The organism is Paenibacillus sp. JCM 9796, assembly GCF_055379675.1.
In genome coordinates, this window is sequence record NZ_AP043723.1 from 3,967,048 (window position 1) to 3,987,039 (window position 19,992).

A 19,992-nucleotide genomic window follows, 5' to 3' on the forward strand; every position below is an offset into this window, starting at 1 on the left:
TGTGATAGCTGGATAAGCTATAAAGAGCACACGGAGGATGCCTAGGCACCAGGAGCCGAAGAAGGACGTGGCGAACAACGATAACGCCTCGGGGAGCCGTAAGCAGGCATTGATCCGGGGATGTCCGAATGGGGGAACCCGCGTGAGGTAATACTCACGTACCATGCAGTGAATACATAGCTGCATAGGAGGCATACGAGGGGAACTGAAACATCTAAGTACCCTCAGGAAAAGAAAACAAAAGTGATTCCGTCAGTAGCGGCGAGCGAAAGCGGATTAGCCCAAACCAAGGAGCTTGCTCCTTGGGGTTGTAGGACGCCGTCATGGGTGCAGCAGGTTAGGCGAACAGGTCTGGAAAGGCCGGCCATAGAGGGTAAAAGCCCCGTAACCAAAAGTCTGCGAACACCCTAGGCGTATCCTGAGTAGGGCGGGACACGTGAAACCCCGTCTGAATCCGGCAGGACCATCTGCCAAGGCTAAATACTCCCTGGTGACCGATAGTGAAGCAGTACCGTGAGGGAAAGGTGAAAAGAACCGCGGGAGCGGAGTGAAAAAGAACCTGAAACCGTGTGCTTACAAGAAGTCAGAGCCCTATGTTGCGAACTTGTTCGTCAACAGGGTGATGGCGTGCCTTTTGTAGAATGAACCGGCGAGTTACGTTTGCAAGCAAGGTTAAGGTGAGAAGCCGTAGCCGCAGCGAAAGCGAGTCTGAATAGGGCGAAATAGTTTGTAGGCGTAGACCCGAAACCGTGTGATCTACCCCTGTCCAGGGTGAAGGTGCGGTAACACGCACTGGAGGCCCGAACCCACGAATGTTGAAAAATTCGGGGATGAGGTGGGGGTAGCGGAGAAATTCCAATCGAACTCGGAGATAGCTGGTTCTCCCCGAAATAGCTTTAGGGCTAGCCTCGGGAGATGCGTCGTGGAGGTAAAGCACTGATTGGGTGCGGGGCCCGCCAAGGGTTACCAAGTCCAGTCAAACTCTGAATGCCACAGACGTTATCCCGGGAGTCAGACAGTGAGTGCTAAGATCCATTGTCAAGAGGGAAACAGCCCAGATCATCAGCTAAGGTCCCCAAGTGTGTGTTAAGTGGGAAAGGATGTGGAGTTGCACAGACAACCAGGATGTTGGCTTAGAAGCAGCCACCATTGAAAGAGTGCGTAATAGCTCACTGGTCGAGTGACTCTGCGCCGAAAATGTAACGGGGCTAAACACACCACCGAAGCTATGAGTCAGCATCGTGTTCACTGCGTCTTTGAGGTCATGTTTGGCCACGGGACATTCGCCAGATTCAACGACTAAAGTTGATGAAAGAATCTGGCTAAATGTCTCCAGGGGCTAAACATCCTGCTTCGAAGCTGGAGTGAACACGATGCGGGCAGTAGGGGAGCGTTGTATGCGGGTAGAAGCTGGATCGTGAGGACTGGTGGACTGCATACAAGTGAGAATGCCGGTATGAGTAACGAAAAGATCAGTGAGAATCTGATCCGCCGTAAGCCTAAGGGTTCCTGAGGAAGGTTCGTCCGCTCAGGGTAAGTCGGGACCTAAGGCGAGGCCGAAAGGCGTAGTCGAAGGACAACAGGTTGAAATTCCTGTACCACCGTGAACCGTTATGAGCGATGGGGTGACGCAGAAGGATAGTGACGCTGGGCTATGGATTGCTCAGTCCAAGCAGTGAGGCTGGTGTGTAGGCAAATCCGCACACCGTAAGGCTGGGCTGTGATGGGGAGGGAAATTTAAGTACCGAAGGTCATGAGTTCAGGCTGCCAAGAAAAGCCTCTAGCCAGGGAGAAGGTGCCCGTACCGCAAACCGACACAGGTAGGCGAGCAGAGCATGCTAAGGCGCTCGGAAGAACTCTCGTTAAGGAACTCGGCAAAATGACCCCGTAACTTCGGGAGAAGGGGTGCCTCGGTAGGGTGAATAGCCCGAGGGGGCCGCAGTGAAAAGGCCCAAGCGACTGTTTAGCAAAAACACAGGTCTGTGCGAAGCCGCAAGGCGAAGTATACGGGCTGACGCCTGCCCGGTGCTGGAAGGTTAAGGGGAGCGGTTAGGGGCAACCCGAAGCTGTGAACCGAAGCCCCAGTAAACGGCGGCCGTAACTATAACGGTCCTAAGGTAGCGAAATTCCTTGTCAGGTAAATTCTGACCCGCACGAATGGCGTAACGACTTGGGCGCTGTCTCGACGAGAGATCCGGTGAAATTTTAATACCTGTGAAGATGCAGGTTACCCGCGACAAGACGGAAAGACCCCATGGAGCTTTACTGCAGCTTGATATTGGACTTTGGTACGATCTGTACAGGATAGGTGGGAGCCTGGGAAGCCTGCGCGCCAGCGTGGGTGGAGGCGCCGTTGGGATACCACCCTGATCGTATCGGAGTTCTAACCTGGTACCGTGAACCGGTACGGGGACAGTGTCAGGTGGGCAGTTTGACTGGGGCGGTCGCCTCCTAAAGAGTAACGGAGGCGCCCCAAGGTTCCCTCAGAATGGTTGGAAATCATTCGAAGAGTGCAAAGGCATAAGGGAGCTTGACTGCGAGACAAACAGGTCGAGCAGGGACGAAAGTCGGGCTTAGTGATCCGGTGGTACCGCATGGAAGGGCCATCGCTCAACGGATAAAAGCTACCCTGGGGATAACAGGCTTATCTCCCCCAAGAGTCCACATCGACGGGGAGGTTTGGCACCTCGATGTCGGCTCATCGCATCCTGGGGCTGAAGTAGGTCCCAAGGGTTGGGCTGTTCGCCCATTAAAGCGGTACGCGAGCTGGGTTCAGAACGTCGTGAGACAGTTCGGTCCCTATCTGTCGTGGGCGCAGGAAATTTGAGAGGAGCTGTCCTTAGTACGAGAGGACCGGGATGGACGTACCGCTGGTGTACCAGTTGTTCCGCCAGGAGCACGGCTGGATAGCCAAGTACGGACGGGATAAGCGCTGAAAGCATCTAAGCGTGAAGCCCCCCTCAAGATGAGATTTCCCAATTCGTAAGACCCCTTGTAGACGACGAGGTTGATAGGTTCGGGGTGGAAGCGCGGCAACGTGTGGAGCTGACGAATACTAATCGGTCGAGGGCTTATCCTACAAGTTTCCGAAGGAAACTGCTTCGGAAGCATATGGTATCCCCACAAAGTGACGTGAAGCTGACGAAGCTGATTCCGATTACTTTGCGTGGGCCCCAATAAAAGCATTCAGCATGCTGAGTTTCGTATCCAGTTTTCAAGGTGCAAGCCGCCTTGAATGGCAAGATCTGATGTTTCGCGGCAGAAGCATCAACATCCGTTTGGTGATGATGGCGGAAGGGAACCACGCGTACCCATCCCGAACACGAACGTTAAGCCTTCCAGCGTCGATGGTACTTGGACCGCAGGGTCCTGGGAGAGTAGAACGTCGCCAAGCGGATGCATGACACCATGACTCCATTCGATAACATTCCCCGATAGCTCAGTTGGTAGAGCACTCGACTGTTAATCGAGTTGTCACAGGTTCGAGTCCTGTTCGGGGAGCCATTCTTTCCACAATCTATACATAATTATGGCCCGTTGGTCAAGGGGTTAAGACACCTCCCTTTCACGGAGGTAACAGGGGTTCGAATCCCCTACGGGTCAGTCTATGAACGCTTAGCTCAGCTGGGAGAGCATTACCTTGACAGGGTAAGGGTCGGCGGTTCGATCCCGTCAGCGTTCACCATTTGCTATCGCGGGGTGGAGCAGCCCGGTAGCTCGTCGGGCTCATAACCCGAAGGCCGCAGGTTCAAATCCTGCCCCCGCAACCAATTTTCTTTCGAGGTATGAACTTCGAGAGCGAATAACTTCGTGTGGAGCCGTGGTGTAGAGGCCTAACATGCCTGCCTGTCACGCAGGAGACCGCGGGTTCGAATCCCGTCGGCTCCGCCATTTTTGATAAAGTGCAGTACGAGCCATTAGCTCAGTTGGTAGAGCACCTGACTTTTAATCAGGGTGTCGTAGGTTCGAGTCCTACATGGCTCACTTTTTACTCCTCCAATCTCTTGCGGAAGTGGCTCAGGGGTAGAGCATCGCCTTGCCAAGGCGAGGGTCGCGGGTTCGAATCCCGTCTTCCGCTTTCCTTTAAGATAACATGCCTTTGATCGTTATGATCAAAGGCATGTTTTTTTCTTATATCAGGGTGTGTGGCTCCGTACAGTCGGGGTACCGAGCCGCCCGAATGGGAATTTTAGTCGCAATAACGGACGATAGAGAACTTTATTTGGTCCGGATGTTTGCAGGAAAGTTCGTTTTGCGCGTAAGTGAACGCAATCCCTTGTTCCCGCAAACGAAGGGGAACAGAAGCAAAGCCCTCGCCTTCGCGATGAATCTGGAGACGGACCGGCAGCGCATCCAGCTGGGCTTTCAACTGCTGACTGTTCTTGACTTGCACGTGCACCAGCCGGTAGTTCGAACCGAGCGCATTACATCCGATCAACGTTAGCAGTAAAAGGGCGGCCCATTTCGGCACCTTATGCCGGGCAACATATCCGCATAGAGCGATAACGACCGGTATCAGCCAAAATTGCGGCACATAGCGGGCCCACCAGCTCTCCGGATTGATGAATACAGTCGCTGACAGAGCGGCGACCGCTAAAGCCGCCCCAAGCGCCAGACGCCAATCATACGCGAGAAGCAGGAACCCGAGCGCAATGGAGCCCAGCGCGATCCAAAACATGAACGGGCCGAAACCGCCGATTCTTGTATCTTGATCCATGTGCCTGAATTCGGTTTTGATTTCATCCAGATCTAGCGTAAACAAGTCGCGGGGCTCCGATTGCAGGGGTTGAATCGGATTGCCGGTTTTCCGGGTCAAGGAAAGCACCATTTTCTCAAGCGTCCCTTTGCCTGCAAAATCGGCCGGCTGGTTGGCTGATATAATATCGATTTTGCCGGACCCGGCCAGCGGATAAAACGGATGCCCCTTATGAACCGTGTTGGTAACATAGGGGTTATAGCCGAATCCGATGATACCGGCCATGAAGGTAAGACCTAAAGTTAAGGTGACGATAACCGATTTGAACCTGTTCGCAAACGTCAGGTAAACCACAAAAATAAGAGTGATCAATCCCGCATAAACGATGGCCGTAAATTTAATGTTCAGCAGAAGCAGCAGCGTTACCGACGCCAGGATCAGCGATTTTCGCTCGAATGTCTTGGCATAATGGGCAAGAGCCGCGATGTAAACCAACATCAGGCTGCCCAGCAGACCATCGTTATAATACGTAAACAATTCCGCCACAACGACAGGATTCGCCGCCATAACGGCGCCCGATAAACCTAAGACGAAGAGAGAGCGGTTCCGGAAAATGCGGGCCAATGCGCCAAAAGCTGCAAAAAAAGAGGCCAGCCAGCAAATCACGTTCGTTGCCTTACCGACTTCGATCGAAGGCCAATAAGCATAGAAAAACGCCGCAAGCAGCCACGGCGCCTTGGCATAATGCTCAATCCAGATCGAAAGCGGAAACGCAGAATGGTACAGTGGATTCCAGCCTTCCTTGATGGAACTGATTGCAAGAATATGATACACTTGGCCGTCATATGACGTATCGAGAATCGAAGTGCTCATGAATAGAGATAGAGTCACCCCAAGAATGGCCAGCGCATACGAAGTCCGGGCGAATGAAATCCCCCATCTATGCATGGCTATTCCGAATATGACCCAGAGAACTAGCGCAATCGGCGTCAATACCGCTGCATGCGGAGGCAAATTACACAGAAGGGCCGTCAGGATGGCCGTGTAACCGATGCCTAGAACGGAGATGAGCAGCAGAGCTGTATCAAGGCTCCATTCCCCCCGGTGCATGGAGGGCTCCCGTCTATGATATCGCAAGCACAAGCACCCCCAGCACGATCAAGGCTAGACCGCCCATTCTGGGCAGCGTGACCGGTTCATGAAAAATAACGGCCGCCAGCACAAACACGATGATATAGCCGCCAGCCACCATAGGGTACGCCTTGGATAGGGGGATGCTCCGCAAACCGCAAATCCAGAACGCCACCGATACGGCATACAATCCAAGCCCGGACAGGATGGGGGCATTGGTAAACATCTGAATGTTCCGGTGCCATACCGATCCGGTTATTTCTGCGGGCGTCAGCATAGCGCCCCATTTCATTAAAACCTGTCCTACAGCTCCAAGCGGAACGGATAAGAGCAAGTACATGTACGCTTGCATACGGAGCTCCTTTTCATTAATCAACCGAATGCCTTGAGAATAAACACAACTGAAATACCGTAAGTCATGACCGTCGTCACAATTCCTGTGTCCTGAAGCAGCAATTCTTCAGGCTTGCCGCCCTTGCCGAGGACATGGATGAGATAAAGGTACCGGAACACACCGTAAATAACAAAAGGAATCGTCCACATTAAATGAATGGTACGTCCCGATAAAAACGTAAACATGCTGTAAGAGATGATGGTCGCTGTCGTTACGATCCCCGTCATCTGATCCAGAAGCGTTTCGGAATATTTATCAAGCACCTTGCGGTGAGTTCCTTTGTCATTTTGCAGCAGCATGAACTCGTGCCGGCGCTTCCCGATCGCAAGCAGAAGCGAGAGCAGAAATACGCATAGCAAAAACCACGGCGTAAAATGAACCTGAATCACGATACCCCCGCCCAGTGCGCGCAGTACGAACCCTGCTGCAATAATCATAATGTCGATGATCACGACTTGCTTCAAGGCAAGCGAGTAGGCAACGTTGAGAGCAAAATAAATGAAGAGCAGCAAGGCGAACAGCGGATGTTCCCGTACAGCCGCGGCCATGGAGCAGACGAACAGCACGAAGCCGAAGGCAACGGCGAGCTGCGGATTCAATCGGCCGGAGGCCATGGGACGATGGCGTTTGTCAGGATGCTGGCGATCGGCTTCCCGATCCATATAATCGTTCAAAATGTAAACGCAGCCGGATACGAATGAAAACAAGATAAACGCGGTAAGACTATGGATAACAGCGCCGGGGTGCATTTTGTCGATGGAAAAAGTAAAAGCTGCAAAGACGAGCATGTTCTTCGTCCATTGCTTCGGACGAAGCTGCATAAATAACAGTTTGGAGGTCTCCATGAAGCTGCGGTAATTTCTGGCTTGATACAACATGCTGTCTGTCATGATTTTTGCTCCCTTTTCCAAGCATAGGTGTAAACTGAACCTTGCTTCTCTTTTATCCCAACTATTTTTCCAAAAATGTAAATGATTTATACGGATGCGTCTGCAAATTTGTCCTTTCTTTGTCCTTTCTTTGTCCAAAGCGTGAAAAAACTTTGAACAAATTGCGAAAAATGTGGTATACTAAGGAAAAGAAAACACTTTCATCTCAGATTGGAGTGATTAGCATGACGACGAGAACGGCATCGGCTAACGAGGTAAATCACAGTGGGCGGGATGTGGGTCGTCTAGTCACGATGATGACGGTGGCGGCTTGGGTCCTACTCGGTATCGGCTTTGTACTCAGTTTGCTTAACTTGCATCATTTCAGCGATCGGAATCCTTCCCTGATGGTCGGCATCGGCTTTATGGTCGGCAGCGTTCATATTTACGTCATCCGCACAGCGATCCACTTGGTGCATTCGCGCGCAGCCTCAAGAACGGAATAAAACCAACGATATTTTGCTAAAACAGAAGCAAGGCCAATCTTGTCGAGCAGACTGGATTGGCCTTTTTGCGTGTATCCATTCTCATAAAGACAGGTTACCGTCAATGTCGAACCGGTGACATTTGTTTTACAGGATCAAGGCGATTGCTTGACGTATTTGTTAACCCTGATTCAATAACCGCGGAAATCTGTTAAGTTATAGTTATAGATAAGTGAAGTAAATCACAAAGTTTTCATCGTGGGTTGAACGAGGATAGGAGGATCGTCATGGCAAAACCGAAAAGGGCTGTTCGGCTCGCATTCCCGTTCTTAATCGTAGGCATGGTCCTGCTATTGTCGGGGTGCGCGGAACAAATCATCGTGATGGACCCAAAAGGGCCGATTGGTGAAAGTCAGAAAGATTTGATTTGGTTTTCAACGATATTGTGCGCGATCATTCTGGTGCCGGTGCTGGCTCTGACCGCTTATATCGTATGGAGGTACCGCGATAAGCCGGGGACGAAAGCGACCTATCGGCCAGACTGGGCGCATAGTACGGTTATGGAGGCGGTATGGTGGGGCATTCCCATTCTGGTTATCATCGTGCTCGGCGTCGTAACGGTTCGGTATACGTATGAGCTCGAACCTTCGAAGCCGATCGCATCGGAGAAGAAGCCGATTACGATCCAAGCGACATCGCTGGACTGGAAATGGTTGTTCATGTATCCGGAGCAAGGCATTGCAACGGTGAACTATTTGCAAATTCCCGAGGATGTGCCGATTAAATTCGAGCTAACCTCGGATGCGCCAATGAACTCGTTCTGGATTCCTCAGCTGGGGGGGCAGATGTATACGATGTCAGGCATGGCGATGACGTTGTTTCTGCAAGCGGACCATCCGGGAACTTACTACGGATCGGGCGCTAATTTCAGCGGCGAGCATTTTGCCGATATGACCTTTGATGTGAAAGCGACGTCGGAAGAAGAATTCAAGATGTGGGTCGGCAGCGTGAAACGCACGTCTCCGGTGTTATCGATGGAAGGCTATGAAGAGCTGGCCAAGCCAGGCAAATCCAACCCGCAATATTATGCTTCGTTCCCGGAAGGCTTATTCGGGCAAATCGTAACGAAATACGCGGTTAACGGCCAAGGTCATGGAGCGCACGGAGGTCACGGGGCACCGGCACAGAACGAGGCTCCCAAGGCGCAGCCGGTCATAGAAACAAAGCCGAATCCGCAGTCGTCTACGACACACGAACATGCGGGGCATTAATTTAGACGAGAGGAAGGTTCGCTCATGCTGGATAAGATCAAGCAATTTGCTTCCGAGTTTTTCGTAACCGGCGATCCGCTCATCCTCGGCGCTCAGGTCAGTATCGGACTTACGATGGTCGCTATCGTGTTCGTGCTCACGTACTTCAAAAAGTGGGGCTGGCTGTGGCGCGAATGGCTGACGAGCGTCGATCATAAACGGATCGGCATCATGTATATTATTTGTGCCATTCTTATGCTGTTCCGCGGCGGAGTGGACGCCCTGTTGATGCGGCTGCAGCTCGCGGTGCCGAACGCCGAGTTTCTGCATGCGGAGCACTATAACCAAATTTTCACGACGCACGGCGTCATTATGATTTTGTTCATGGCCATGCCGCTCATGTTCGGGCTGTTCAACATCGTCGTTCCGCTGCAAATCGGGGCGCGCGATGTCGCCTATCCGTTCTTGAACTCGCTGAGCTTCTGGATGTTTTTCTGGGGCGCGATGCTGTTCAACGTCTCCTTCATTATCGGCGGCTCGCCGGATGCGGGCTGGCTCGCGTATCCGCCGTTGTCCGGTCTGCAGTTTAGTCCGGGCGTCGGGCAAAATTTTTATATTTGGGGCATTCAAATTTCCGGTATCGGTAGCTTGGCGACGGGGATCAACTTTATCGTAACGATCCTGAAGATGCGCGCGCCAGGCATGAAATTGATGAAAATGCCGATGTTCACCTGGTCTGTTTTTTCCAGCTGCGTCATCATCATTTTCGCCTTCCCGATCTTGACGGTTACGCTCGCGTTGTTATTCCTGGACCGTTTCGTCGGAGCGCATTTCTTCACGCTTGACGGCGGCGGTAACCCGATGATGTATATCAACCTCATCTGGATGTGGGGTCACCCGGAAGTGTACATCGTCGTTTTGCCCGCATTCGGGATTTTCTCCGAGATTGTGGCGACGTTCTCCAAGAAGAAGCTGTTCGGCTACAAATCCATGGTTTTTGCCATGTTCAGCATTAGCGTGATGTCGTTCTTTACCTGGGCGCATCACTTCTTCACGATGGGTTCGGGCGCTGACGTTAATGCATTCTTCGCCTTAACGACGATGGCGATCGCGATACCGACCGGTGTCAAAATATTCAACTGGCTGTTTACGATGTATAGGGGAAGGCTCTCTTTCCCGACGCCGATGCTATGGACGATCGCCTTTATCCCATGCTTTGTAGTCGGGGGGATGACCGGAGTGCTGCTGTCGGTCGCACCGGCCGACTTCCAGTTCCACAACAGCTATTTCCTGATCGCCCACTTCCATCAAGTACTGATCGGGGGCGTGGCGTTCGGTTACTTTGCCGGCCTGTATTACTGGTGGCCGAAGATGTTCGGCTTCCAGCTGAACGAGCATCTCGGCAAATGGGCGTTCTGGCTGTGGAACATCGGCTTCTACGTCTGCTTCATGCCGCAGTACATTCTCGGTCTGATGGGCATGACGCGTCGGATGTACACGTACGACTTCGACATGGGCTGGGGCCCGCTCAATATGGTGTCGACGATCGGCGGGTTCCTGATGGGGATCGGCTTCATCTTCCAAGTATGGCAGATCGCCTACAGCATCAAGCAGAACAGACGCGATACGACTGGAGACCCGTGGGACGGCCGGACGCTCGAATGGTCGATTCCTTCTCCGGCGCCGGTGTATAACTTCGCAGTCGTGCCTCAGGCGGGCAAGCTTGACGATTGGTGGGAAACGAAGCAGCAGCGCGCGAACGGAATCAGCCCTTCGGATACGGTTAAGCCGAAGTACGAACCGATCCACATGCCGAAAAACTCCGGCATTCCATTCATCATGTCGGCGTTCTGGTTTTTTGCCGGATTCGGCTTCGTCTGGGATTGGATGTGGCTGACGATTCCAGCGCTGGTCGGCGTCGCCATTTGCATGCTGGTACGCTCGTTCACCTATGATACTGATTATTATATCCCGGTCGACGAAATCGAACGGACGGAAAGAACGTTAAGGGAGGCGAAAGTCTAATGGCGCACACGGCAGTTCACAACGGACATGGGCATGACTCGCACGATCATGCGCACGACGACGGCCATCACGACCAAGAGTCGCTCAAAACGTTTGGGTTTTGGCTTTTCCTCATTACCGACTGTATCTTATTCGGCACCTTGTTTGCTACGTATGTCGTTCTTCGTGCCAATACGAACGGCGGACCGACGCCGGAAGAACTGTTCCTCATGCCCGGTATCATCGCCGAGACGTTCATCCTGCTTACGAGCAGCTTCACGAGCGGTCTCGCCGTGCTCGCGATGCATCAAGGCAAGAAAAACCAGCTGATCGGCTGGCTGGGGGTAACCGCGCTGCTGGGCGCTGCCTTCATTACGCTGGAGGTGTCGGAATTCGTGCATATGGTGCACGAAGGAGCGACAATCAGCACCAGCGCGTTCCTGTCGAGCTTCTACGCCCTGGTCGGGACGCACGGTATGCACGTCTCGCTCGGGCTCGTCTGGATGGTCGGCCTCATGCTTCAGCTTCGCCGCAGAGGCATTACGCCGGTCACCAAACGCAAGGTCGAAGTAATCAGCCTGTACTGGCATTTTCTCGACGTCGTCTGGATTTTCGTGTTCACGGTCGTTTATTTGATGGGGGTGATGTAGGATGGAGCGTATAAACGCGGCTTCTTCGCACGGACACGGACACGAGCAACACGGCTCACACAACGGCTCGCACGGTTCCCTGAAGTCCTACGTCATTGGATTTCTGCTTTCGATTGTGCTGACGGTCATCCCGCTCGTGGTCGTGATGAACAAAATGATGAGCCAGACCGGCACGATCTTATTGATTCTCGTCATGGCGGTGCTGCAATTCGCCGTTCAGCTGCTGTTCTTTATGCATCTGAAGGAAGGAGAGAATGCCCGTTGGAACATCATGGCGCTCATTCTCGGTTTGATCATCCTGCTGACCATCGTGGCGGGCTCGATCTGGATCATGACGTATAACGCGGTGGCGCATTAAGCGCAGCTCATACTTGTAGACCCTTACGCGCGTCGTAAGGGTCTTTTTGTTTTTGGGAAGCGAGGCGCTGAAGCAAGTCTCACGAAGGCGAAAAGCCGCTGACATGAAGGCCCGGACCTCTTAGGCTGGAAAGGGGAACACAACCCCGGAGGCCGGTTACGGGTGGACGAGGTGTTTAGCGATAAATGCCGGCAGCTGCTCCGGCGCAAGCGGCCTGCTCAGCAGGAAGCCTTGAGCGACGTCGCAGTCCATCTCTTTCAGCCGGTTCAACTGATCGAAGGTTTCCACTCCTTCGGCCACGACACGGTAGTCGAGATGTTTGACAAGCTGAATGATCGCTTCGGTCACTTTCGCTTCCTTCGGGGTGGTGAGATCGTTCGTGAAGCTCTTGTCGATTTTCACCACATGGAAGGGCAGCTTTTTCAAGTAGTTCAAAGAGGAGTAACCGACCCCGAAATCATCAAGCGCGAGTATAATGCCGGCCTGGCTTAATCGCATCAGCTGCCGCTGCGCATATTCAAGCGAAGCCATCAGCGCCGTTTCGGTCACTTCCAGCTCGAGACGGTGGGGCGGCAGCCCGGCGGAACGGGCGATCTCCTTCACGCATTCGGGAAAGTCCGGGTCGTTAATCTGGACGGCGGACACGTTCACGGACATGACGGCATCCGGGAACACGCCGAGCAAGGAAGTGCCCGTCTCACACGCTTGGCGCAGCACCCACATGCCGAGCGGTACGATCAGGCCGGACGCCTCGGTCAGCGGAATAAATTCGGCGGGCGAGATGAAGCCGTGCTCCGGATGGCGCCAGCGCAGCAGCGCTTCGAAGCCGCGCACCCGGCCGCTGCGAATATCGAATTGCGGCTGGTAATGTACACTGAATTGTCCCAGCTTCAAGGCGTCGCGCAGGTGCTCGGTCAATTCGGCGCGCCGAGCCGCTTCCGGGTCAGGCTGAACAGTCACGCCCAAATGCTCCGGGTGGGGAAGGCGTAACGAGCCTAGCGCACGTTCCACCAGCGCTGCCAACCCTTCCTCGTCGCCCCGATAGGTGACGAGAGAGGACGCAACCTCGGCGTAGAAGTGTTTGGATCGGACCATCCAAGGCTTGACCAGCTCGCACTTGGTTATAAATTTCCATTCGATAAGCTCCTCACGCGTTCCGCCCTCCACGCAAATCCAAAAAAGATTGTCTTCGGATAAGCTCATGCGCCAATCGGCCTGAAGCCTTCCCTGAATACGGGCCGACATCGTATCGAGTAAGCTTTGGCAAACGTCAGGACCATACCGTTTCTTCATATCCTGCAGGTTGTGAATCTGGAAAAGAACGACGGTAAAAGGAATTTCTTTATTCACGAGCCGGTTCAACTGCTCCATCATACAGCGGTGCTTGGTCAGGCAGGGCCTCCAGTAGGGCCGTCGGCTGCGCGTTAACGGAAAGTCGAGTGCATAAGCGCCAACTAATAAGGCGGCGGCATGAAGCGACAAGGAGAGCAGCAGGTAAAGACTCCATTCCCGGATACCGGCTTGCTGCCCGGGGAAAGCAATAACGAAGGACAAGAGGTCGGCAAGTCCCCAGAGCAAGCCTGCGGCCATCAAGCGGCGTATGGCCGCGCTTCGCGCCGCAGCCTGATTCCACCGGTTTGTCCAAACAAGAAATAACCCTACATCAAGCACACTGTGCCATACATGCCTTGCGATATCTCCGATCACGGTGATCCTATCCTCCCAGTAAACCTTAACTTTTTCCAGTATAAGGTGAATGTATTTGGAAAGTTTAGGAATAATCGTTAAGCGCCTGTTAATTTATCGACAATAAGCCGACATTCCGCTTAAACGGAAGTCGGCTTGTTACCGCGGGGGAGCGGGCTATGGCTATGGAATAAACTTATATCCGACGCCCCAGACAGTTTTAATATGAACGGGCTCCTTCGGACGGTTCTCCATTTTTCTGCGCAAATTGGTCACATGCACGTCGATCGCCCGGTCGTTCACGAACGAATCGTAGCCGCGGGCGGCGTTGATTAATTCTTCCCGGGAAAATACTTTGCCGGGATTGTGGCAGAACAGCTTCATAATTTCGTATTCGGAGTAGGTAATCTCTACGTAGTTCCCGCGCACGATGAGCATTCGCCGGTCGGCATCCAGTTGAATCTCGTCGCCCGGATCGCGATCCGTTTCGACGGCTTCAGGCAATGCCGGCGCGACCAGGGAGCGGCGCAAAACCGCATCGATACGGGCTTTCAGCTCCTGCATGCTGAAGGGCTTGCAGAGATAATCGTCGGCGCCGGCCGTAAGGGCCTGTATGCGGTCGGTCACGTTCGTCTTCATGGAGACGACGATAATCGGCGCCGTCGTCAAATCCCGGAACGTGGCGCATAGGCCGACTCCTTCCGCGTCCGGCAGCATTAAATCCAGAAGAAGGATATCCGGTTTAAAGGTGCCGAGCGCCATCATGCCGTCCTTGCCGGTTTCTGCGCGAAATACGATGAAGCGCTCCTCGGTCAAATACAGTCTGAGCATTTCTCCAATAATATTATCATCTTCTATGATAAGTACCTTGTACACGTTATCGGCCACCCGCCTTTAAACGATCAAATGTTAGAGACGCTAACACTTACCAAACACTTTTGGCATATTCGTATAAATTATATAGGGGTGAAGGCCGTTAGTCTATGTATCCTTTTGTCGAAAAGGCAACTCTCGAATTGCTTGTGTCAGTTGTTCGAGCTGATCTTTTAAACGAACGGTCAATTCCGGCAGCGCGCCGATCCCTGTTTGTAGCGCTTCTTCAAGTGCTCCCGCAGTGAGGAACACGTCCTTTGCCCCCAAATTGCCCGCGGCTCCGCGCAGCGAGTGAACGATCCGATGCGCATCGTGGCGGTCCGCAGGGTCCGTCAGCGATAGCTTGTCCCCGATCCTGCCATATTCCAGCAAGAAAGCGTCCAATAATTGGATATACATCTGTTCACGTCCGCCCAAAAAGGCGAGTGCGCGTTTCGTGTCGAGCGGCCCTTCGAAGGACCATCCTCCCGTGCCGACATCGGATAAGTCTGCGTCCGTGATTTCCTTGGACGCCGCCGTCAGCGGTTGGGCCGAAGGCAGCCATTGCGCCACGGTGCGGATCAGCTTCTCGGGCTGAACCGGCTTCGTCAGCACCTCATTCATCTCAGCCTTCAAGCACGCTTCCCGCTGTTCCTTCGTAGCGTCGGCTGTCAAGGCGATGATCGGCAGGCGGGCGAAGGCGGCATCTGTACGAATGCGCTTCGTCGTTTCGATGCCGTCGAGCCCTGGCATATGCAGATCCATCAGCACGAGATCGAAGCGGGTCTCTTCCAACCGCTGCAGCGCTTCAAAGCCGTCGCCCGCTACCGTAACCTGCAGCCCGTGCGAGACCAGAATTTCCCGGGCGACCGTCTGGTTGATACGGTTGTCCTCCACCAGCAGAATGTGCCCCGCTTGAGTCTCGCCGTACACTTGCTCGAGCTGTGCGGCCTCGGGTGCCGTCTGCCGCTGCTTGTCCCGTACGACGGACAGGACGTCGGCGAGCTCGTACCGACTGAACGGCTTGACCATGATCCAATCGGGCCGCAGTTGTTCGGGGACAAGAAGCAGGGCGTCTCGACCGGCCAGGGTCGTACACGCCACCGTCAGGACACCTTGGCGATCTGCCTCCCGTTTCAGCTCGAACCACGTTTCCTCCCCGTACATATCCGCCGATTCCATGTCGAGAAAGGCGATATCCGGCGGGGCTTCGACGATCCGGCGCAGCGCATCTTTCCATGTAAGCACGCCGTAAGCTTCGCCGGTGATTGAAGCGAGCGCCCCTTGCCATAAGCGGCACGTCGCCGGATGATCCTTCGCGACCAGCGCCTGATACGGGAACTTCCCGGCTTCCGCCCCTTGCCCGGGGATGACCGGGAAAGGCAGCCTGAAGCCGAACTCGCTGCCCTGGCCTTCGAGGCTGCGGACCCGAAGCTCGCCGCCCATGCGCTCGATCAGGCTTTTGGCGATGACGAGGCCCAGACCGGTGCCGCCGTACTTGCGGCTCGTCGAGCCGTCCGCTTGGACGAACGGCTCGAACAGGTGCTCCAGCTGCGCTGCGTTCATGCCGACACCCGTATCCTTGACGCTAAAGTCGAGCCAGATGGACGCGGCGTTGGCGCGATGGAGGCTAATGCCGAATTCGATCTGGCCTTGCGAGGTAAATTTCACCGCATTGCTGAGCAGGTTCAATAACACTTGCTCGAGCCGGAGCGGATCACCTGCCAGCTCATCAGGCACCTCGTGCCCGATATCGGCTACGAGCTCTACCGGCTTATGGCCGATGAGCACGCTAAGCGTGCCGTTTAACCGCTTGACGATGCCGCCCAGGGAGAAGGAGATGCGCTCGATGTCGAGCTTGTCCGCTTCGATTTTGGAAAAATCAAGAATGTCGTTGATGATGCCGAGCAGCGACTGGGAGGAGGCGACGATTTTGTGCATGTAATCGGCTTGAATGTCCGACAATTCCGAGCGCTGCATCAGATGCGACAGCCCCATGATCCCGTTCAGCGGGGTGCGGATTTCATGGCTCATGCGCGCGAGGAACAAGCTCTTGGAGCGGTTCGCTTCGTCCGCTTCTTCCTTGGCTTCGAGTATGGCCCGCTGAATGCGCTTCTGCTCGCGGATGTCGCGGACGATCGTCGAATAGTACGTTTCCCGACCGTCGGTCGAGGTGTGGGCGACCAGCGTTTGCGAGGTCACGATTCGCTCCCCGCGGGCGGTCCGGAATTCGATCTCCTCCTCCCAGAACCCGCGTTCCTCGGCGTTCCTCACGCCTTTCGATAAGCGGAACGCCATCTCGCCGACCAAGTAGTTGCCGATATTGCACGTATCCTCATCCAGCTTCTCAATACCGAGTAATTGCAGTCCCGCCTGATTGATGTAGAACATGTCCCCGCGCTTATCGAACGAAGCGATAAAATCGTGGGCGTTCTCCATAATGTTAAGCAGCCGATTTCTCGACTCGAGCGTTTCCTTATATCCTCGAATATCTTGGGCAATGAGGACGAAGCCTTTCACCTTGCCTTTCGCACCGATCATCGTGCTGACGTTGACGTTAACGGGAATGCGCGCTCCAACCCGATGCAGCCATAACCACTCGGTATCCATCGTCATTTTGCGCGCTGCTTTTATGAAAAAGGCGGTACAGTCCGCCGGAATAGGCTCCTGGAGCTCCTGCGCATACAAGGCCGCCCGCTCTGCCAGCTGTTGAGGGTCCAGCCAAATGTGCGGCGTTTTCTTATGAATGACGTCGATGGCCGAGTACCCGAGCAATTGTTCGGCTTGCCGGTTAAAGTACGTGATCTTATATGCGGCGTCCGTCACGATCATGGCGTATTTGTTCTCACGAATAAACGCTTCGAACGGCTCGAACAAGCTGCGCAAATTTTGAATCATGCCGTTGACCGACTGCGACAATTGCCCGAGCTCGTCGCTGGATGAATGATCCAGAGGGCTCGTGTAAAAGTTGCCGTCCGCTACCGATTCGGTCGCTTTCAGGATCGGCTTCAGCCGCCTGATAATGAAACGGTTGACGGTGAGACGGATGATGAGGAAAAGACACAGCTCGGCCGCCGCGATAATCAGGAGCGTTGTATACAAGAGCGAGCGAAGCGGTGCTTCGAAGTTGGATAAGCCGACCGAGAGCAGGACGATCCAGTTCGTCAGCGGCATTCTCACAAAGAAAGACTTGGACGGGCCGAAGCTGATTACCGTCTGGATCGAGCCCCGGTCTTGCTCCGAGACGATATCGTACTGATCCGTAAATGCGGGAAAATCGCGCCGGTAATTCAAGACGAAATTTTTGGAAGAGTCCGTATTGTAGAGCACGGTCGACTCCATGTTGACGACGATAATGCGCCGCTGTTTGGCCGGATCGTCCAAATTCAGCTGCGACGAGAACACGCTCCGGGCGTCCAGCGCGACGCTGAGCACACCGGTCACATGCCGTTCCTCGTTAAAGACGGGAACGAGAATAGAGATGACGGAATTATTCGTCATTTGCCCGATATACGGGTCGGAGACAGCGGATTTTCCTTGCAGCGCGGTTGCGAAAGCGGCTGTGTGGGCAAGGCTGCCCTGTTCGCCGTCCGACAGCGTCAGGTTGCCCTGCAGATCGGCAATGCCGATGGACAAGTAATGGCGCTCCAGCCCTTGCTCCAGCTCTTTAGCCAAATAAGCGAGCTTCTCCGGCAGGGTGCCGCTTCGGATCACCGTCGTCCGGCTGATGATTTCGGCCTCGGCCGTGCGCACTTTCAGGTAGGCGTCCAAGTTGTCGGCGGCATTGCTCAGCGTGTCGAGCGTTTGCTCCTCCAATTGCTGGTACAGCTTATTTTTGGAGAGTTGGTAATGGGTAAATCCGACAATGCCTAGTGTCAGGGTTGTCACCAGGAAGAGGATCGCCATCATTTTCGTTTCCAACGTCAACCTCATCGGTCAGGCCTCCCGCTCGCAGAATGAGTCCATCTAATCCAACGGCTTCATCTAATCATAACCCATTTTATAGGATTGGGTGAAGGTACAAACCTGTGCGACGGAATGGTCATAAGCTAGGGTATATAGATGAATCGGAGTGTCCGAGAAATCAGGAGAAGGAAGGGTGAACATCGTATGAGCCAGAAGCCAAAGGCTGCCCCCAGCTCAGGGAGCCAAAAGCAAAAGGCCGCCCCCGGTTCAGGCCGCCGGAAGCAGGCGGCAAGCGCATCGGCAGCGACGGGAAAGGGCGGTCGTCCAGGGAATGTGCGTAAGCCGCGGATCGCGAATCCGCAGCCGCAGCTTAACACGGCGGAAGTTCAAGGGTTGTTTAATCCGTTTGCCGGCGGAGCGGCGACAGGCGGTCTGGGTGCCGCTGCGGGCGGCGAGTCGGGTTTCGGCTTCATGTCGCTCTTTAACCGCGTAGGCGGGCTGGACGGCATCATTTCCACGATGGGCAAGGTGCAGAAGGTGATCACCATCATGAAGCAAATCGGCCCGGTGTTCAAGCTGATCGGCGGCTTTGGCGGCTTCGGCGGGCTGGGCGGGGGATCGGTGAAAACGGCGTCGCTTCGCCGCCCTCAGGCAAGCAAGCCCTCCGTGAAGCGGTCGTCTGCGCCGCCTGGCCGCCGGCCCGGCGGTTCGGCTCGCCGGTAGCCCGGCTCAAGCCGGCCGTGCCGCCTTGCGGGAAGCAGCGGTATTTCGCGTATGCATTGCGGCATCATGAAAAATAGCGGGACTGTGCTCGTCACAGTCCCGCTATTTGAGTTGTGCGCAGGTTTGCTTAAGATATCAGAAAGTATCTTCCACGGAAGGGCTCCGATCAGGAGCTTCTCTTACAAGGGCACGACTTGCGGCCGCTGCTCCTTGTAGTACACCCATTCGCGGTAGCCGATCTCCTTCAGCCGCGCGGCGACTTCGTTCCAGTCGTCCCCGACGCGACTCGGAACGTGCGCGTCCGAGCCGAAGGTGACTTGCACGCCATAGTGCAGGGCCCGCTCGAGAATGGCGTCGATCGGGTACCAGCCTCCGCACGCCTTCGTTTTGCCAGATGTGTTGATTTCGATCGCAATGCCGCATTCGCCGATCGTCTTGAGCGTCCGGTCCACCGCTTCCGTCTTGATGTCCGAGAACGCCGGATAAAACCCGCGCATCGCGTCGATATGCCCGAGAATATGGAACATCCCGCTGCGGGCCGATTGCTCGATCAGATCATAGTACAGCTCTTTTTGCTCGACTTTTTGCCGATCGGACAAGCCGTTCCAGCGCTTCTTGTTAAAGATGCTCACCCCGCCCGACAAATGGACGGATCCAATGATGTAATCGAACGGGTACAGCTTATAAACGTCGCGGTACACATCAGCGTGCTCCGGGAAGAAGTCCGACTCCACGCCGAGCAGCACATCGATGCGTCTGGCATATTCCGCTTTCAGCTTCAACACTTCGTCAACGTAACGCTTGAACTCGCTTTTGGCCATCGCAATGCCGGGCTGCGCCCGATCTTCGTCGCTGGCGAAATAAGGAGAGTGATCGCTGATGCCGATTACCTGAAGTCCGTGGGCGATACCCGCTTCGATGTAATCGCGTATCGTGCCCGTCGCATGGCCGCAGCGCTCGTGGTGGGTATGTAAATCGAATTTCATCT

13 protein-coding genes, 7 tRNA genes and 2 rRNA genes are annotated in these 19,992 nt (G+C 54.5%); 15 read left to right on the forward strand and 7 right to left on the reverse strand.

The genetic code is table 11. The features are described from left to right. Positions 1–10 precede the first annotated feature (10 nt). The 9 genes from ACZ439_RS19210 to ACZ439_RS19250 all read left to right on the forward strand — a co-directional run bounded on the left by ACZ439_RS19210 (position 11) and on the right by ACZ439_RS19250 (position 4,078). Positions 11–3,079, forward strand: a 23S ribosomal RNA gene (locus ACZ439_RS19210). A gap of 198 nt (positions 3,080–3,277) precedes the next feature. After that, positions 3,278–3,394: ribosomal RNA gene (gene rrf, locus ACZ439_RS19215) — 5S ribosomal RNA — on the forward strand. A 34-nt stretch (positions 3,395–3,428) separates the two neighbouring features. Beyond that, positions 3,429–3,504 (forward strand) — tRNA-Asn (locus ACZ439_RS19220). A 27-nt stretch (positions 3,505–3,531) separates the two neighbouring features. Continuing rightward, positions 3,532–3,603: transfer RNA gene (locus ACZ439_RS19225), tRNA-Glu, on the forward strand. Positions 3,604–3,609: 6 nt separating this feature from the next. After that, a tRNA-Val gene (locus tag ACZ439_RS19230) sits at positions 3,610–3,685 on the forward strand. Between the two features lie 8 nt (positions 3,686–3,693). Next, positions 3,694–3,770, forward strand: a tRNA-Met gene (locus ACZ439_RS19235). A gap of 44 nt (positions 3,771–3,814) precedes the next feature. After that, positions 3,815–3,891 (forward strand) — tRNA-Asp (locus tag ACZ439_RS19240). Positions 3,892–3,911: 20 nt separating this feature from the next. Continuing rightward, positions 3,912–3,984 (forward strand) — tRNA-Lys (locus ACZ439_RS19245). A gap of 22 nt (positions 3,985–4,006) precedes the next feature. Then, positions 4,007–4,078 (forward strand) — tRNA-Gly (locus tag ACZ439_RS19250). Positions 4,079–4,189: 111 nt separating this feature from the next. On the opposite strand, the gene ACZ439_RS19255 is transcribed toward ACZ439_RS19250, so the two are convergent. From ACZ439_RS19255 to ACZ439_RS19265, 3 genes are read right to left on the reverse strand one after another with little or no spacing between them, the layout of a single operon-like run. After that, positions 4,190–5,833, reverse strand: coding sequence for a hypothetical protein (locus ACZ439_RS19255; protein WP_464620048.1), 1,644 nt, complete (start codon positions 5,831–5,833; stop codon positions 4,190–4,192). Beyond that, positions 5,820–6,179: a DMT family transporter gene (locus ACZ439_RS19260; protein WP_464620049.1), complete on the reverse strand. Its 360-nt coding sequence runs from the start codon at positions 6,177–6,179 to the stop codon at positions 5,820–5,822. Before ACZ439_RS19260 ends, ACZ439_RS19255 begins: the two co-directional genes overlap by 14 nt. 20 nt (positions 6,180–6,199) lie before the next feature. After that, on the reverse strand, positions 6,200–7,111 hold the full coding sequence (locus ACZ439_RS19265) for a decaprenyl-phosphate phosphoribosyltransferase (RefSeq protein WP_464620050.1): 912 nt from the start codon (positions 7,109–7,111) through the stop codon (positions 6,200–6,202). Positions 7,112–7,335: 224 nt separating this feature from the next. On the opposite strand from ACZ439_RS19265, the gene ACZ439_RS19270 reads away from it, so the two are divergent. From ACZ439_RS19270 to cyoD, 5 genes are all read left to right on the forward strand, one after another. After that, positions 7,336–7,596, forward strand: coding sequence for a hypothetical protein (locus ACZ439_RS19270; RefSeq protein ID WP_054798397.1), 261 nt, complete (start codon positions 7,336–7,338; stop codon positions 7,594–7,596). 266 nt (positions 7,597–7,862) lie between these two features. After that, the gene (cyoA, locus tag ACZ439_RS19275) at positions 7,863–8,846 is read left to right on the forward strand and encodes a ubiquinol oxidase subunit II (RefSeq protein WP_054800382.1); all 984 of its coding nucleotides are present in this window, start codon (positions 7,863–7,865) and stop codon (positions 8,844–8,846) included. Between the two features lie 24 nt (positions 8,847–8,870). Then, positions 8,871–10,850, forward strand: coding sequence for a cbb3-type cytochrome c oxidase subunit I (locus tag ACZ439_RS19280; protein ID WP_464620051.1), 1,980 nt, complete (start codon positions 8,871–8,873; stop codon positions 10,848–10,850). Then, complete coding sequence (gene cyoC / locus ACZ439_RS19285) at positions 10,850–11,479, forward strand: cytochrome o ubiquinol oxidase subunit III (protein WP_054798396.1); 630 nt, start codon at positions 10,850–10,852, stop codon at positions 11,477–11,479. The genes ACZ439_RS19280 and cyoC overlap by 1 nt, the downstream gene beginning before the upstream one ends. Before the next feature lies 1 nt (position 11,480). Further along, positions 11,481–11,837 (forward strand): cytochrome o ubiquinol oxidase subunit IV, encoded by a 357-nt coding sequence (gene cyoD, locus ACZ439_RS19290; RefSeq protein WP_054798395.1) that lies wholly within the window; start codon positions 11,481–11,483, stop codon positions 11,835–11,837. Between the two features lie 156 nt (positions 11,838–11,993). Here the strand turns inward: cyoD and ACZ439_RS19295 are convergent, their stop codons facing one another. From ACZ439_RS19295 to ACZ439_RS19305, 3 genes are all read right to left on the reverse strand, one after another. Beyond that, the gene (locus ACZ439_RS19295) at positions 11,994–13,544 is read right to left on the reverse strand and encodes a putative bifunctional diguanylate cyclase/phosphodiesterase (RefSeq protein ID WP_430104089.1); all 1,551 of its coding nucleotides are present in this window, start codon (positions 13,542–13,544) and stop codon (positions 11,994–11,996) included. Between the two features lie 162 nt (positions 13,545–13,706). Then, positions 13,707–14,399, reverse strand: a complete 693-nt coding sequence (locus tag ACZ439_RS19300) for a response regulator transcription factor (protein WP_464620052.1) — start codon at positions 14,397–14,399, stop codon at positions 13,707–13,709. A gap of 105 nt (positions 14,400–14,504) precedes the next feature. Beyond that, positions 14,505–18,308 carry a response regulator gene (locus ACZ439_RS19305; RefSeq protein ID WP_464620053.1) on the reverse strand — a complete coding sequence of 1,268 codons (3,804 nt, stop codon included), beginning with the start codon at positions 18,306–18,308 and terminating at the stop codon, positions 14,505–14,507. Positions 18,309–18,485: 177 nt separating this feature from the next. On the opposite strand from ACZ439_RS19305, the gene ACZ439_RS19310 reads away from it, so the two are divergent. Continuing rightward, positions 18,486–19,004: a hypothetical protein gene (locus tag ACZ439_RS19310; protein WP_464620054.1), complete on the forward strand. Its 519-nt coding sequence runs from the start codon at positions 18,486–18,488 to the stop codon at positions 19,002–19,004. A gap of 179 nt (positions 19,005–19,183) precedes the next feature. Here ACZ439_RS19310 and ACZ439_RS19315 read toward each other — a convergent pair whose 3' ends face one another. Next, a complete protein-coding gene (locus ACZ439_RS19315) occupies positions 19,184–19,990 on the reverse strand; it encodes a histidinol-phosphatase (RefSeq protein WP_054798469.1) in 807 nt (268 codons plus the stop codon). Positions 19,991–19,992: the final 2 nt, after the last annotated feature.

Bases quoted from the DNA above. Each gene is read 5' to 3' on its own strand.
- ACZ439_RS19260 (WP_464620049.1), bottom strand. From the start codon at position 6,179: ATGCAAGCGTACATGTACTTGCTCTTATCCGTTCCGCTTGGAGCTGTA.
- ACZ439_RS19265 (WP_464620050.1), bottom strand. From the start codon at position 7,111: ATGACAGACAGCATGTTGTATCAAGCCAGAAATTACCGCAGCTTCATG.
- ACZ439_RS19270 (WP_054798397.1), top strand. From the start codon at position 7,336: ATGACGACGAGAACGGCATCGGCTAACGAGGTAAATCACAGTGGGCGG.
- cyoA (WP_054800382.1), top strand. From the start codon at position 7,863: ATGGCAAAACCGAAAAGGGCTGTTCGGCTCGCATTCCCGTTCTTAATC.
- ACZ439_RS19280 (WP_464620051.1), top strand. From the start codon at position 8,871: ATGCTGGATAAGATCAAGCAATTTGCTTCCGAGTTTTTCGTAACCGGC.
- cyoC (WP_054798396.1), top strand. From the start codon at position 10,850: ATGGCGCACACGGCAGTTCACAACGGACATGGGCATGACTCGCACGAT.
- cyoD (WP_054798395.1), top strand. From the start codon at position 11,481: ATGGAGCGTATAAACGCGGCTTCTTCGCACGGACACGGACACGAGCAA.
- ACZ439_RS19305 (WP_464620053.1), bottom strand. From the start codon at position 18,308: ATGAGGTTGACGTTGGAAACGAAAATGATGGCGATCCTCTTCCTGGTG.
- ACZ439_RS19310 (WP_464620054.1), top strand. From the start codon at position 18,486: ATGAGCCAGAAGCCAAAGGCTGCCCCCAGCTCAGGGAGCCAAAAGCAA.
- ACZ439_RS19315 (WP_054798469.1), bottom strand. From the start codon at position 19,990: ATGAAATTCGATTTACATACCCACCACGAGCGCTGCGGCCATGCGACG.